The organism is Niastella sp. OAS944 (assembly GCA_024809215.1).
Classification (GTDB): domain Bacteria; phylum Bacteroidota; class Bacteroidia; order Chitinophagales; family Chitinophagaceae; genus Niastella.
The window spans coordinates 186,344-200,976 of record JANUBW010000007.1 but is presented as its reverse complement, the minus strand read 5'-3'; the positions used below and the strand labels follow the sequence as shown (position 1 = coordinate 200,976).

Annotated in this window: 12 protein-coding genes; 2 read left to right on the top strand and 10 right to left on the bottom strand. The window is 41.6% G+C overall.

The annotated features are described in order from the left end of the window. Positions 1-109: 109 nt before the first annotated feature. From GGD38_RS25245 to GGD38_RS25210, 8 genes are all read right to left on the bottom strand, one after another. Positions 110-811 carry a DUF1361 domain-containing protein gene (locus GGD38_RS25245; protein ID WP_375296824.1) on the bottom strand — a complete coding sequence of 234 codons (702 nt, stop codon included), beginning with the start codon at positions 809-811 and terminating at the stop codon, positions 110-112. A 2-nt stretch (positions 812-813) separates the two neighbouring features. Then, positions 814-1,182 (bottom strand): diacylglycerol kinase, encoded by a 369-nt coding sequence (locus tag GGD38_RS25240; RefSeq protein ID WP_375296825.1) that lies wholly within the window; start codon positions 1,180-1,182, stop codon positions 814-816. A gap of 46 nt (positions 1,183-1,228) precedes the next feature. Continuing rightward, entirely contained in the window at positions 1,229-2,587 is a 1,359-nt protein-coding gene (xrtN, locus tag GGD38_RS25235; RefSeq protein WP_375296826.1) for an exosortase N, read from the bottom strand. Beyond that, positions 2,584-5,088 (bottom strand): XrtN system VIT domain-containing protein, encoded by a 2,505-nt coding sequence (locus tag GGD38_RS25230; RefSeq protein WP_375296827.1) that lies wholly within the window; start codon positions 5,086-5,088, stop codon positions 2,584-2,586. The genes xrtN and GGD38_RS25230 overlap by 4 nt, the downstream gene beginning before the upstream one ends. Before the next feature lie 17 nt (positions 5,089-5,105). Further along, positions 5,106-5,546 carry a hypothetical protein gene (locus GGD38_RS25225; RefSeq protein WP_375296828.1) on the bottom strand — a complete coding sequence of 147 codons (441 nt, stop codon included), beginning with the start codon at positions 5,544-5,546 and terminating at the stop codon, positions 5,106-5,108. Positions 5,547-5,557: 11 nt separating this feature from the next. Beyond that, positions 5,558-7,141 carry a DUF4173 domain-containing protein gene (locus GGD38_RS25220; protein WP_375296829.1) on the bottom strand — a complete coding sequence of 528 codons (1,584 nt, stop codon included), beginning with the start codon at positions 7,139-7,141 and terminating at the stop codon, positions 5,558-5,560. Positions 7,142-7,225: 84 nt separating this feature from the next. Further along, complete coding sequence (locus GGD38_RS25215; RefSeq protein WP_081166210.1) at positions 7,226-7,525, bottom strand: transcriptional regulator; 300 nt, start codon at positions 7,523-7,525, stop codon at positions 7,226-7,228. Positions 7,526-7,540: 15 nt separating this feature from the next. After that, positions 7,541-8,206: a hypothetical protein gene (locus tag GGD38_RS25210; RefSeq protein WP_375296830.1), complete on the bottom strand. Its 666-nt coding sequence runs from the start codon at positions 8,204-8,206 to the stop codon at positions 7,541-7,543. Positions 8,207-8,567: 361 nt separating this feature from the next. Here GGD38_RS25210 and GGD38_RS25205 point away from each other — a divergent pair, with 361 nt between their 5' ends. Then, entirely contained in the window at positions 8,568-11,075 is a 2,508-nt protein-coding gene (locus GGD38_RS25205; RefSeq protein WP_375296831.1) for a DUF5686 family protein, read from the top strand. A 691-nt stretch (positions 11,076-11,766) separates the two neighbouring features. On the opposite strand, the gene GGD38_RS25200 is transcribed toward GGD38_RS25205, so the two are convergent. Beyond that, positions 11,767-12,288 (bottom strand): DUF4399 domain-containing protein, encoded by a 522-nt coding sequence (locus tag GGD38_RS25200; RefSeq protein ID WP_375296832.1) that lies wholly within the window; start codon positions 12,286-12,288, stop codon positions 11,767-11,769. Between the two features lie 207 nt (positions 12,289-12,495). After that, a complete protein-coding gene (locus GGD38_RS25195) occupies positions 12,496-13,692 on the bottom strand; it encodes an aspartate aminotransferase family protein (RefSeq protein ID WP_375296833.1) in 1,197 nt (398 codons plus the stop codon). 184 nt (positions 13,693-13,876) lie between these two features. On the opposite strand from GGD38_RS25195, the gene GGD38_RS25190 reads away from it, so the two are divergent. Then, a complete protein-coding gene (locus tag GGD38_RS25190) occupies positions 13,877-14,404 on the top strand; it encodes a gamma carbonic anhydrase family protein (RefSeq protein WP_375296834.1) in 528 nt (175 codons plus the stop codon). The last annotated feature ends 229 nt before the right edge of the window (positions 14,405-14,633 follow it).

Below are 14,633 nucleotides of genomic sequence, written 5' to 3'. Positions count from 1 at the left end.
TACATCCTACTTCTTACTTCCTACCTCAAAAGAAAAAGGCGCCATGAGAACACAGCGCCGTATTGTGGATAAACCAACCGCTATATTGGAAGGGTATAGCGCCTGGGTTTTAATGAATTGCTTTGCTTAGTCTTTTTATAGTTAAGTATACAAACGTCATAAATATTGAAAAACAAGCCACCATACCCCATGCATACATCCATTGAATTGGATGGCAGATCAGTTTTATTAAATAAGCAATAAGAGCAAAAGGATTGGTAATAATATCCCAGCTATTGAATCGCGGATAGCGGCCAATGTAAACACCCAATGCATTTAACCACATAATGGGATATATAAACAGCAACTCATGCTTACCACGTAAATGCGGTTGCATTATTTTTTCCATTTGCCGTACCGACAGTACGCCAAGTAACAATCCATTCCACGCAAATGAAATGATCAACGTCAAATCGAACCAGTTAGGCACATTGGTAAACTTGCCCAAATGAAACAGATCGGTTAGTATATAAAATGAATTGGGAATAAATAGTAACCATATCAATGAAACGGCAGCAAATTTCAACCTGTGTTCCTGAACAGCGGGGCGTTTTTGAAACCAGCTTGATATTACATAAGGGATCCAGGCCAGCACCAGGTTCCATATTAACCAAATAAAAGTGAACTTGCCGGTGTACATTATTCGTGCCATCACCAACACTACACTAAAGCCCATTGATAAGGTTAGTATACGGTCTATTTCACTATTGAATAAGGTAAAGCGATTTAAGGCTATTGACTTATTGACCTCTTTCGTTTGTGCCAATTTCATTATTAAAAGAATTTAGGAATGAATACTACCAGGCCTACAATCAGGGCGGTTATGGCGGCCGTTAAAACAGCTCCCGCAGCCAGGTCTTTAATAAATTTTATTTCAGTATCCTGCTTAATACTAACAAAGTCCATTACCCGCTCTATACAGGTATTAAACATTTCGGCCACCCATACAAAACCAACGGCAAATACCAGCGCCAGTAATTCAGTTTTGGTAACACCCGTAAACGCAGCAAGTATAAACACAGCTATAGTTGCCATAAAATGCAACCAGGCATTATGCTCACGTAAAAAGAATGAAGAAATACCCGCCATCGCAAACCGGAAGCTTCTTAGCCTTGCCCGTATTGAAAAACCCTGAGACTTCATATACATATTTTTTATAACCGGAATTTATATTGCTCTGCTAAATTTACTACAACAAAGGCTTTAATCTGTTACCCCTTATCACACCGTCTATCGCACTGATCAACTGTTGCTTATCTTCTGCGGTCACGTTAACTACCGAAAAAGGTCTTTCCCCAAGCAACATTTTTCTACGCCAGCTCATTTGTTCAATGGTTTGTTCAATGCCGTTGTCGTACCACCAGCCGGTATACAGTTTCCCATTACCATTTCCCAACAAAGCGGTATATATTCTTTTTCCTGCAACCGTTTCTATTTGCACCTGGTTAAATGAATAACCACTTCCCTTCCAACAGATCATTGGATGATGGTCTGCACTAAAAAAGCCTGGAATATGTTTTACATAGATCAACGACTTACTGTTCTGCAGCTTTACGATCTCGGCTGTTATCCGTTCCGTTTTATATCCTTCAACAGTAGCTACTGTTGCAGTTACATCTGCTACAACCCGGTCATTTAAAACAACTTTATAAGCAGCCCAGGAAATAATAACAAACAGCACCAGGTGAATGCGAAGAACGCTGTTCCATAAAACCGGGGTCTCATTCTTTTGTACTATGGAAGCGGCTTGTCCCTTATACTTTATCGCAAGCTGTGTTATTAATACCATGGGTATTATTACATACACCAGTAAACAAAATACTCCGGCCAGCTCATGCATGGTGGTGCCAGGAAGAATCTTGAACCACACCAAACATACTATACGAAACAGGTTGCTGACTATATTGAGCACAAAGGATATGGTGAGCAAACCAATTACCTGCCACCAATTCAATTGCAACTTATACCTGCGCTGGTACATGGCTATTATTATCAATTGTAGCAGCAATGAAGTAACCATCATATTCAACCCCATACATGCGGGGTCAACTGAAAATTCACCGCCCTTACTTATAAGTACATTTCCCTTCACCGTTATACCGGCCTGCGCCCAATTCATTATGATACCAGCCCAGTTTGTTAATTGTAACCTGATGGGAACACTAAACACATCAGCAAAAAACTGCGCTACCGGCGACATCAGGCACACCACCCCAACAGGCAACAGGTTTATTTTGCCTGAAAAGTTTTCCGCAACAAAAAAGCAGGCAAATGCAACGGAGAAATACAACATTGTTTTTTGAGGCAGCAATACTGTCAACAGAGCAACCAATGCTGCAAGAGTGCCATACCTGATATTCCTGTAGTTTCCGTGCTGAATGACGGTAACCAATGGCAATGCCAATATTCCTAATACAATATTTACCGACTGCCATTTAATATAGGTATTCAAGGCAAACAACATAACTATTGCATACAGCAGGTATAGCCCCAGCGCCATCCGTTTGGGTGTTGCAATTTTAAATGAGAGTGGTAATGCCTGTATCATTTTACAATATTCTTTTTAACAGGACGAAATTTTATATACAACAACACAAAACATGCAATAATGATCAACGCCCATTCATGCGGTTCGGGCACAGCGCCGTTCGATTTCTGAGATGCGTTGCTTAAGCTGTTCTTACTGTCATTGATATTAAATCGTTCATAATCCTGCTGTGTTTCTAAAACAACCATACTCGACACAGGACTAACCACGTATGCCTGCTGCGCTGCGGCCACCAGCTCATCATTATCTTTCTCTTCACCGGTAAACCGGGCACCCATTTTTCGCATAATATTATTATAAGCGAATAGCCGCATTAAATGATCGGGCGCTGCAGAAGACTGGGTACAGCTATCGCGCACAATTGCTATATCGGCATTATCAATAACAACCTGGCTTTCGCTTTCCTGGTCCTTTACAAACTCCTGCCTGGCAATTAGTTTTTTCAAATCACCTGCTATTCCATGCGAATACTGAAATGCCCTGTATTCTTTTAGTGTTTTTAAATAAGGGCTTAGTGTGGTGCCAAGGTTAAAGAACTTAAGCCTTTTGCCGTCTTGCATAGAAGACTTTACATGTTGAAGAAACTCGCTGCCGGCCAGGTCTTTTAAGTTTGGAGAAACGGCACTGCTTTTACTAACCAGCAACGATGTGTTTGTATTTTCAATTAAATAAACCGGAAATAAACTAAACTGTAATTGATGCAAATTGTTAAAAAGTGATTCTTTATTTGTCCTGGTTACCTGCACCAGTTGGTTGGTAAACACAAACACCCTTTGTTCTTTTAATGCATTGTAAACGCTATCAAACTCATCTTTCGACCACGATTTGTTTACATCAAGATACACTGTATTTAATGTAGCCGGTTCGTATTGTTTTTGATATGGGCGTACATTATATTGCTTTCCCTCATAACAAAATGCCTCTCTGCTCAACGGCTCATCGGCCAGCTCGATGTTCCATGACGGGTTGTATTTTCCCGAACGGGTAAATCCTAAATGACTGGTTGGTTTTAAAACAGTGGGAGAAATAAAATCCTTTGGTGTTTGCTGAAATTGTAATGATATATCTTCTTTTGCATTGGAAAAAGAAGGACCGTCAAACCAGATATTCTCATATTTCATTCTGCCACTTTCGCGGGTAAGCGGTGCGGTTACCCCCACTTTAAACTTCCTGCTTTCACCTGCCAATACCGGAAACACCCGAACTGATATTGTATTTCCTTCCTGCCAGTGTAAAACAGAAGGATCGCGCCGTTCGCGCCCAACGATCTGTTTGTATGCCGAATCGGCTTTTTGTTTTGTGGTTAGTATACTTTTGGATTCTTTACCTTCTATCCATAATGATAAAGATGTTGCCACCCCACCTTCGGGCAAATGGAAAGTGTAAATGCCTTCTTCCTGGCGCCCGCTCCAACTGCCTTTTGCGGCCACATTCGAAACAGTGATCACCTTTTCGGTGTAAGAGATGCCAAACTGTGGCCATATACGCACCAGGGTATTAATGTGCTCGGTGAACAGATCATCGCCCGACCATAAACGTTCCTGTGCCTGGTGCCGTGAATCGTGCATCGACTCCAGCAGCTTTATCTTATCTTCTTCCGATAAATTTACCCTGCCCGAAAAAAGGTTTGCAATTACTACCAGTGGGTCGTGCTTTTTTTCCTCATCAAAATTTCTCGATGGCACCCGCCAAAGGGCCTCATCAATATTCCAGCCCGTACTATATACCAGTTCAGTTTTAAGTATTTTCTCAGTAAACAGGTTATGCGGCGTGGTTTGCGCCATGGTGATCCATGCCGGCCAACCTGCACTTTCACGCACTGTAGCCTGCCGATAATTTGTATTTATATCCTGGGTTAACAGGGTCCATCGTACAACAAATACAATGATCAACATTACTGATGCTCCGGCCCCACTTAAAAAACTCACCATAAAAGCCTGTTTATTGGCTAGCAGTTTTTTCAGCAATACAAGCGTATAAATAATAAACAGGATACCTACAAAGGAGTGCATTGAAATACCCAGTACAAAAGATATAATAATGCTTATTATATAGGTAGGCAGAAGATAAATGGAGATATAAGCAAAGGCAACTATTGCAATTCCCAACAAAAAGGTCATAACATGCTGCACCCAAAGCGGCATGCGGTCAAAGAAAGCGAATGCGATATAGTTAGCACATAGTATGATCTGCAACCAGGCAAACCAGGGCACTGTACTTTCAAACACTACCATTTCACGGTTCAGGGAATAAGCGCTTATCAGCAATAAAATAAGAAAGAAGAAAAATGGTATTAACCCTTGCCGGCCTTTTTTCAGTCGCTTTGTTATGAGTAACACTACAAAGTATGCAGCAGCTATTAAATAGTTGCACATAAACAGTCCCCCGGTGTCTGGTGAAACAGACGTCATAAACGGTACGCAATAAAAGAAGAACGATACCAGAATTAATATAAGTCCGGTTACAAACAATTCATCTTTTGGTACTATAATATCTTTCATAAAAATTTAGTTAAGCGTTATAAGCTGCCTTGTACATGATTCTTATTGTCTGTACCTGTATGAAATTTCATGAGTGACTTACGGGTTGTTAATACGGCAACCAGTAACCCGGCTATTGTACAACCCATCATGGTATTAATTGGGGAGTCATGAATAAACAATTTCTCTTCAATGATCAAACTGGTGGCAGAATAAAGAATAATGATCACTAACATAAGGCCAAAGGAGAGCCAGCCAATTTTTGCTGAAATACTATAAGGTAACCAGGTTGATAGCTGTACCAGTGGCGTGATCACCATCAGCAGGGGCAGCGTTACAATAAACCCGCCTACCATAAAGAATATAGCAGAGATCACCCGCCAGAGCTCGCCAATCCATATTCCGCCCACACCCCAAAAAACAGCATTCAATGCAACGGTTTTCGCCCATAATCTTACTGCAATAGAAATTGGTGTCATATTGATAAGGTTTAATGGGTAGCTGCAATAAGACCTTTCTTTCTTAAATATTTTTCGGTATAGGCATCTGCATAGTTCCACGACAACCACGATAACTGCCGTTGATTTTTCACAAATTCTGCTTCACGCATTTTCAACCTTTCAATACACCAGTTATTATATACAGAAGGGTCTACATAATCGGCCTTTGGCGTTTCATTATTTGCCCGGTTTTGCAGGGCCACTATATTCGTATCGAGCAAAGGCAATGTTTTGTCTGAAAGAGAAAGTAAAAATTGAACATCCAGCTCAACGGTGTCTCTGTGCTTAAGATTATACCCTGCAATGAACTCATCCCAATGAACGGTTGTGGCCAGTACCAGCACTACAATGCCGGCCCATGCATTTACCCTGAACAGGAAATAATTTGTTTTCCTTGCCCAGATCTTTAAGAATACAGTTATCAATCCTACCAGCACCATCAGCAAAAAGACCAACACACCAATGCGCTTGTATGCCAACCCGTGTTTCAGGATATAGTAATAGTCGCGCAGTAACACAGAACTCACCAGTATTATGTTCTGAATGATCCAGGCGTAGGCACCATATTTCAACCACTTATTGCGTTTGTAAAAATTGAGATTGCCTTTAAAGAAGAACAACAGAATAATCATGGCCAGCACTATGGAAATGATCAGCAGCTCAGTGCCTTCATGCACCATTTTGTATACCGGCTTACCTTCTTCATATTGAAAATGTAACCACAGAAAATTAAAGTCAATAAGATTTACCGCCAGCAACAGCGCATTTAATAAAAGCAGACTAATGATGCCGGTAGTGTTCTCATTCTTAAGGGCCATTATACCGCTGGCCATTTTGCCCATAATACTTTCAACAAAACTATATACAAACCCTTCGCGCTTTTGGCGCAATGTCCTTTTGAACCGCTGCATTCCATCCTGCATGCGCGCTTCACGGGTACTGAAAAAATCAAGTTTACTTTTTAATAAAACAGAACCGGTAATAAGTAATCCCAATAACAGAAACAGGAGTCGCTGCAACGAGAAGAAATCGAAAAAGTGAGCAAAGAAAACTTCCAGCTGAAATCCTATTTTATTTACTATATCAGAAAATGCATTATTGGCACCCCGGTAAATTAAAAAGAATACGATCAATAATATGGCGGGTAATATAGCAAAGCGAATAAGACGGCTTATGCCCTTACGCTTAATACCCTGGCCTTTATTTATTTTTATGGGTTCAACAAATGAAGCAGCCACCATTACAATGTTCAATATCATGGAGCCGCCTGCAAACCAGGCCGACCGGTGTTTATATTCAGCAAAACCAGCCAGTAGTAACAGCGTAATCGTAAACGCAATTTTACTCAGGTCGGTATTGTGTATTACAACCATGGCCAGGCAAACAACATGGCCCAGCAACAGCCAGTTCACCACTGCATATTTAGGGGCTTGGGGATACAGATAGAAAAGGGCCGATAATAAAAATGCATCGAACAGCATGGTGTTGATGGCCAGTTTTTCATTCCAGAACACCAGGTTAAACATAACAGCGCCGGCTGTTACCAGAATGATCTTTACAAGGTCTTTATTCATAGTATGGTTTGTGGAGTTATATAATGTCAATGGTTATATTTATAAAAAGCGCTTTGCATTTCAAAGTGTAAAGGCAAAAAAAATTTACTTCATGCCTTTGATCATTGCCTCAAGGGCTTCAATGTGGTCTTTGAATGCTTTTTCACCTGCGCGGGTAATTGAATAGGTTGTATTTGTTTTTCGTCCAATGAATCCTTTATGTACTTTAACGTATCCATTTTCTTCAAGATTAACCATGTGCGATGCCAGGTTACCATCGGTAACATCGAGCATTTTTTTAAGGTCATTAAAGCTCACCTCCTCATTCACAATAAGGATACTCATTACTCCCATGCGAATGCGGCTATCAAAAATTTTATTAAGATTTTCAATCGGGTTCTTCATGTTGTAATTTATTATCTAACTCTTCCGTTCATACTTCCACCACATAATTGCACCATAGAGAATGTGCAACACGCCAAAACCTGCAGCCCAAAAATACAATCCACTTCCTACTACCCACAAATTAATAATACCGAGTATTAATTGTCCGTACCCCAAATAACGAATTTCGCCTAAGGTGTACTTTGATGCATTTACCAATGCCAGTCCGTAAAAGATCAAACAACCAGGTGATACCAGGGTATAATATCCCATGCTAATGGCATGTAGAATGACTATACCGCCAACAACCATAGGTAAAATGGTGTTCCAGGCCAGGCGTTGTACAGTAGTATCCCACAACGGTGTACCATTACGGCGGCTGCGCGACCAGGTAAATATAAAGGCTGTAATAAATGCTGCAATGAAAGTAACGGCCGCTATCTGTGCCAGGTCGAACATCAGCAATACATAGTTATTGCTCTCGTCATAATCATGTGCACGCCTTACATGCAGGTACTGGTTGATGCGGCTTTGCGCCACCCAGGCGCCCACCAGGGCACATATGCCGGCGCTGATACCACTCCATCCGCTTAGTGAAATAAAGCGTGAGGAGCGTTCCATAATTCGTTTAATATCCTGCAGGGTTTCCAGCGGGGGATGTTGGCTATCCATAAAAAGCACTTTGTAAAACAAAGTACGCATGCGTTTTTCAGATTTCCAAACTTTTTGAGCTTAAACAATAAATTAATTGTTTTTATTCCTCCCAAAGCGGGCTATATAAATAGTATTTATTATTTAAAGGAGCAGCAGCGCCCTCACATGAAAATATTTTTATTCACGAACACAATAAAAGCATGGCATAAGGCCTGCCGTTCTATATGCAAAGCCTGCATATGCCGGTAAAAGATGTTGCTACAACATTATGATGCAGGGGTTCAGGAAAAGAATACTACCGAACCAATAGGGCTTTTACCGATGCAGGCCTCCCTTTTATCTTTTTTAACATTATGCTTTTCTATGGGTTATTGTATTTTTGGCCCAGAATCAAACCGACCTTATAAGAATGCCTATTAGACCATTTAAACTCCTGCTGCTTATACTGTTGACCCAAAACTCAATAGCGCAAACCAGGATACTGAAAGGAATTGTTAAAGACGCCCATAGCGACGAACGCATTCCATTCGCCTCTATGCAATTTAAATCGCAAAAATCTGGTAAGCTCAGCGACTCAGCAGGAACATTTTTATTCCGCTTTAATGAGTGGCCTACAGACACGTTAATCATTTCTTACGTAGGCTACCAGGATTTTAAACTCCCATTCGACAGCTTTGTACTGGCAAGAGCCAAAAACAATGTCTTAGACATCAGCATTTTGATGGAACGCGGCAAATTTGAAGCGGTTGTTGTTAAAAAGAAGATCGACCGCGGTTTGCTGATGTGGAAACGTATTGTAAAACACAAACCGCAAAATGATCGTTACCGCTTTCGCAACTTCTCTTACGAACTGTACAACAAACTGGAAGTTGACCTTAAGAACATCAAAAAAGAAAAATGGGAGAACCTGCCCTTTATCAAGAAGTTCAACTTTGTGCTGAACAATATTGATACAACGGAAGAAGGAGTTCCTTACCTGCCCGTTTACATTACCGAAGCGCTTTCAGATTATTACTTTCAGAAATCGCCCCTGCGCCGCCGCGAAGTATTTAAAGGCACCAAAACAATGGGAGTGAACAATGAAAGCGTTTCAAAATTATTGGGTGGTATTGACCAGAACGTAAATTTTTACGCCAACTTCATTCCGGTCTTCGATAAACAATTCGTAAGCCCCATTAGCGATAACGGCGATAACTTTTACAATTATAAAGTATTGGATTCGCAATTTGTAAATGGTCGCCGTCTTATTCACTTCTTCTTTATACCAAAACACAAAGGTTCAAACACCTTTGAGGGCGATTGCTGGGTGCACGACACCACCTTTGCCATTCAAAAAATGAACCTGCGTCTGGGTAAAGAAGCCAACGTAAACTATGTGAACAAGCTGAGCCTTATTCAGGAATTCAGCTTATTGAATGATAGTACATGGTTTCTTACAAGAGATAAATTCGTAGTTGACCTGGCACTGTTTTCGGGCGAAAAGGCATTGGCTGCTATTGGTCGTAAGACCACTACTTATAAAGATGTTGTAGTAAATGATACTTCGGTAGTAAATGAGCTGGCCAAGAACAAGATCCTTGAAGAAACTATTTTTCCGCCCCATGCCAATAATGCGCCCGACTCCTTTTGGGTACAAAACCGCCATGAAGACCTAACCGTCACAGAAAAGAAATTATACCAAACCATTGATACCCTGTTAAAGATGCCGGCATTTCAGCGGGCAATAAAAACTGTGAACTTTTTGGCAACCGGTTATCTCGATATAGGCAATTTGGAGATAGGGCCCTGGTACAACTGGATCTTTCAAAACGTACTCGAAGGCTGGCGCTTTCGCTGGGATTTGGGTACCAATAAGGGCTTTAGTAAAAAGCTTCACCTGCATGGTTATTTAGCATATGGTACTACCGATCAACAGTTCAAATACGAGGCCGATGCCATGTATTTGTTCAACAAGAACCCACGCTCCTACATTTTTGCCAAGTATTCGAAAGACATCGATTACGGACAGAACTATTTGGAGGAGGTAAGTCAGGATAACATCTTCGCCCTTGCGGTAAGAAAAAATGGTGTTCCAATTAAGTTCCTGAAAACGGAACTGATGCAGCTTGATTTTTTCAAAGAATGGCATTCAGGTTTTTCAGTAACTATGAGCGGTGTACGTAAACTGTACAACCCCTTGTTGAACCTACCCGAAAAAGAGATCTTCACCGATGGCAATGGCGCCACTTCACCGTTAAATACATTTGAAGCTTCGGTACAGTTGCGCTTTGCTTACCTCGAAAAATTCATTGAAGGGTCGTTCCTGCGTTATAGCATGGGCAGCCCCTATCCCATTACCACTATCAAGTATACCCGGGGTATAAAGGGTGCGTTCGATAGCCATTACGAATACAGCAAATTAAGCGGTAGCATTTCAGACTATATGAAAATATCGCCGTACGGTTCGGTTTATTACAATGTATTTGGTGGTAAAACGTTTGGCACACTGCCCTTTATGTTGCTTGATGTAGCGCCCGGTAATGAGATCTATTACTATAACAAGTATGCATATAGTTTAATGAACCGCTGGCAATATTTGCACGATAAATATGCGGGGTTCAATTTTGAACATAATATTGGTTCGGGAATTTTTAGGTTCACACCTTTTACACGGCGGCTTAAATGGCGTCAATTCTATACGGTAAAAGGATTGTGGGGCAGCCTGCGTGAAGAGAACAGAGCATTGAATATGCCTGCCGGCTCTACTTATGTGTTTGAATCGCTCGATGGAAAAACATATATGGAAGTAGGGACTGGTGTAGATAACATCCTTAAGGTGTTGCGGTTTGATTTTGTATGGAGGGTATTACCACAACCATTGCCCGAAGCCGCATCACAACGGTGGGGCGTGTTTGGAAGTTTTAGACTACAGTTCTAATGGTAGGTTATCAATGGTGAATGATCAATAATTCACCTTCAATTTATAGACTTCGCTACGGTTTTACCTGGCGAAGTTTTTTTATGCCTATATGCCGTGAAGTAAAAGAAAAAACAGGTGCCAGAGAACTGGCTCCTGGTAAAGTGTAATTTGCGATACTTCACAAAGAAAAAGAACTATGATAATCTGTTATATGCCTTGTGAAATTCAGGGGTGATTTCAGTTCAGATTTCTAACCGACTATCACTAATTAAAACAACCGAGTGATACAGTTGAACCAAACAGTAATAAAAATATCTTATGTAAGTTGATTTGGGTCAAGCGAAAAGCAGATCTGCTTAACAAAACTTAAGTAATTGGCTAAAGAAGGGAGATAAAAAGAAAGGGGCGACTGGAAAATCGCCCCGCAGGTCATGCCCTCAAAGCTATTGCATAGACCTTGTTTAACTTCATCAAAAATATTGTAATGGTTTTTAAATAAATAATTTTTTAGACGAGTAGCGGTATTTTAACAAATAAGTCATCCTAAACGACCAATTTTCAGCCTCTTTTTGTGTAAATAAGACACTTTAATGGTGTGCTTTTGTTTACTCAATCGATTGCACAACTATCCTGTACTTACCCGCCTAAAATAAAAAAGCAGGCACCTTTTCAGATACCTGCCCAATTCATTTATTCCGGTTGAAAACTATTACTGTACAGTAACCGTAACCGATTTAGCTAACTTACCGCCATATGAACGGTGAATGCCATCGGCATACTGCAATGTAAGTTTGTGTTCACCAGGTGTTAACTTCACTTCTGCTTCTTTTTGTGCATTACCAAAATGCAGGTGAGTTGAATCTTTAGGCACTACAGTACCAGCAGTGAGTGAATCACCAGCATCGATCAGCAGGTGGTGGTGACCAGAAGCTGGCCTAATGATGCCGGCAGAATCCAGTGCAATACCCGATACACCCATTTGAACCTTGAATGGTGATTTAATTTTCTGTCCATTCTTCAGATTTACGAAGAATACTTTAGCGCCATCGGGAATGGTTGGCAATGGAGTAACAGCAGTTGCAGAATCAACCATGTGGTGGTGCTCGCTGGCAGTAGTATCTACTGTAGTAACAGTTGCAGCAGTATCAGCTTTTGTTCCTTCTGTATTGGCACTATCGTTACAAGCTACCAAACCCAGGATCAAAAATGGAATAAGATCAATTTTACGCATAGCCTATTTTTGAAGTGAGTAAATAATGGTTAATTGGCGCAAATTTAATGGTATATAACTGATATCACCTTAATTATTGGCTTATTAACAATCAGTTACCGGGTAATACAAGAGTTACAGATTACAGGTTTCAGGTTACAGGGGAAATACAAATGGTTACCCGTCGCTCCCTGCAACCTGTAACTTGTAACATGCAACGGCCAATTTTTATGGCAAAAGTCCCTGTACCGAATCAAGCACCTCTAAAATAGTTTTTACCGCCTTCTTTATCTCCTTTTCAGTAACGGTAAGCGGTGGTGCAATACGCATACATTCGGGCGCAAAAAGGAACCAGTCGGTAAGCAATCCCCGTTCGAGGCAGCCATCTATTATTTTTTTATTGATCTCAAAGCTTTCAAATTCAAGGGCAATTAGCAGCCCATTGGCCCGTACTGCCTTTATCAGTGGATGTTGCAGCATTTCCCTGAACAGAGCGGCTTTGGATTGTACCTGGTCAATGATGTTTTCTTTCACAAGTACTTTAGCGGCAGCCAGTCCGGCAGCACAACAAACGGGGTGGCCGCCAAAGGTGGTAATATGACCCAGCACAGGGTTTTCTGTAAGTACCTGCATTATTTTTTGGTCGGCTATAAAAGCGCCCAGCGGCATGCCGCCACCAAGAGCTTTACCCATTAGCACAATATCGGGCACTATATTAAATTGTTCAAAGCCCCACAGGGAACCGGTGCGCCCAAAACCTGTTTGAATTTCATCGAGTATCAGTAAGGTGCCGGTTTCGGTACATTTATCGCGCAGGGCTTTCATCCATTGGGCCGAAGGCGTCACCACGCCCCGTTCTGCCTGAATGGTTTCGGCTATTACACAAGCCGTTTGTGCGGTAATTTCCTGCAACGAATTGAAGGAGTCGTACTCGAGGTGCAGCACATCGGGCAGCAGGGGACGGAAGGCATTGCGCCAGTACTCATCGCCCATAATACTCAAAGCCCCCTGGGTACTGCCATGGTAACTTTTGTTAAAGGCTATTATCTGGGTACGGTTGGTAACACGTTTGGCCAGTTTCATAGCCCCTTCGGTAGCCTCGGCACCTGAATTGGTAAAATAAACCGAGTTGAGGGAAGCCGGCAGGTGATCGTTCAGCCATTTGGCGTATTGCACCTGGGGCGTTTCAACCATTTCGCCATAAACCAGCAGGTGCATATAATCGTCAACCTGTTTTTTTATGGCTTTTACCACTTTGGGGTGGCGGTGCCCTACATTGCACACACTAATACCGGCAATAAGATCGAGGTACTTTTTACCGTTGGCATCGCGGAGCACGCTCCCTTTTGCCTTTACAATATCAATTGCCAGTGGGGCCGGTGAAGTTTGGGCCACATGACGAAGAAATAGTTCGCGTTTGTTCATAGTCTGCGCAAAGGTACCGGTTTCCGGTTACCGGTTACCAGTGCGGAAAACCCGACTAATTGCAGGGTGCTGAAAATTTTAAGGACCCGGAAACTGGAACCTGGTAACCGGTAACTGCTAACAATTTCAGATATTTGCTAAAGATGAGGATCTCATTATCAACAAACCATAAACTATAACAGCCATGCCAGTAATCTTACACGTTGAAGGGGTTTACCCCAAGTTTGGAAGTAACTGCTTTATTGCCCCCAATGCCACCATCGTTGGCGATGTAGTTATGGGCGATGATTGCAGCATTTGGTTCAATGCCGTTGTGCGGGGCGATGTAAACAGCATACGCATGGGAAATAAAGTAAATATTCAGGATGGGGCTGTTATTCACTGCACCTATAAACGCACCCAAACTATTATTGGCAATAATGTATCGGTAGGACATAACGCCATCATCCACGGCTGTACCATCGACGATAACGTACTGGTAGGCATGGGCGCCATTATTATGGACCGGGCCCAAATTGGCAGCAATTCTATTATTGCCGCAGGCGCTGTAGTGCTCGAAGAAACCATTGTTCCCCCGGGTACCATTTTTGCAGGAGTACCTGCTAAACGGGTGAAAGACATAGCAGTTGACCAAATTCACGGTGAAATAAACCGCATAGCCAACAATTACATAAAATATGCAGATTGGTTTCGTGATCAGGTAACCGAATAATTGATTTTACCTATTGCAATTATGATATAATATTTCTAGTTTTAAGGGCGTTTATCCTTTGAAAAGTAGTATATGAAAACGATCAGAAATTTCTTGTTTTTTGCAGTTTTGGGAACTTATATTCTGGGTGCAAGCTCGTGCACAAGGTACGGTTGCCCCAGTAATGGAAAAAATGTGGGTGCAGAACGCATATTAGCGGGTGAAAAAGTTCCGAAAGCCAGAAAATTCA

Excerpts from the sequence above, each read along its gene's own strand:
- GGD38_RS25230 (WP_375296827.1), bottom strand. The coding sequence starts at position 5,088 with ATGAAAGATATTATAGTACCAAAAGATGAATTGTTTGTAACCGGACTT.
- GGD38_RS25195 (WP_375296833.1), bottom strand. The coding sequence starts at position 13,692 with ATGAACAAACGCGAACTATTTCTTCGTCATGTGGCCCAAACTTCACCG.
- GGD38_RS25210 (WP_375296830.1), bottom strand. The coding sequence starts at position 8,206 with ATGCGTACTTTGTTTTACAAAGTGCTTTTTATGGATAGCCAACATCCC.
- GGD38_RS25225 (WP_375296828.1), bottom strand. The coding sequence starts at position 5,546 with ATGACACCAATTTCTATTGCAGTAAGATTATGGGCGAAAACCGTTGCA.
- GGD38_RS25215 (WP_081166210.1), bottom strand. The coding sequence starts at position 7,525 with ATGAAGAACCCGATTGAAAATCTTAATAAAATTTTTGATAGCCGCATT.
- GGD38_RS25190 (WP_375296834.1), top strand. The coding sequence starts at position 13,877 with ATGCCAGTAATCTTACACGTTGAAGGGGTTTACCCCAAGTTTGGAAGT.
- GGD38_RS25240 (WP_375296825.1), bottom strand. The coding sequence starts at position 1,182 with ATGAAGTCTCAGGGTTTTTCAATACGGGCAAGGCTAAGAAGCTTCCGG.
- GGD38_RS25220 (WP_375296829.1), bottom strand. The coding sequence starts at position 7,141 with ATGAATAAAGACCTTGTAAAGATCATTCTGGTAACAGCCGGCGCTGTT.
- GGD38_RS25200 (WP_375296832.1), bottom strand. The coding sequence starts at position 12,288 with ATGCGTAAAATTGATCTTATTCCATTTTTGATCCTGGGTTTGGTAGCT.
- xrtN (WP_375296826.1), bottom strand. The coding sequence starts at position 2,587 with ATGATACAGGCATTACCACTCTCATTTAAAATTGCAACACCCAAACGG.
- GGD38_RS25205 (WP_375296831.1), top strand. The coding sequence starts at position 8,568 with ATGCCTATTAGACCATTTAAACTCCTGCTGCTTATACTGTTGACCCAA.
- GGD38_RS25245 (WP_375296824.1), bottom strand. The coding sequence starts at position 811 with ATGAAATTGGCACAAACGAAAGAGGTCAATAAGTCAATAGCCTTAAAT.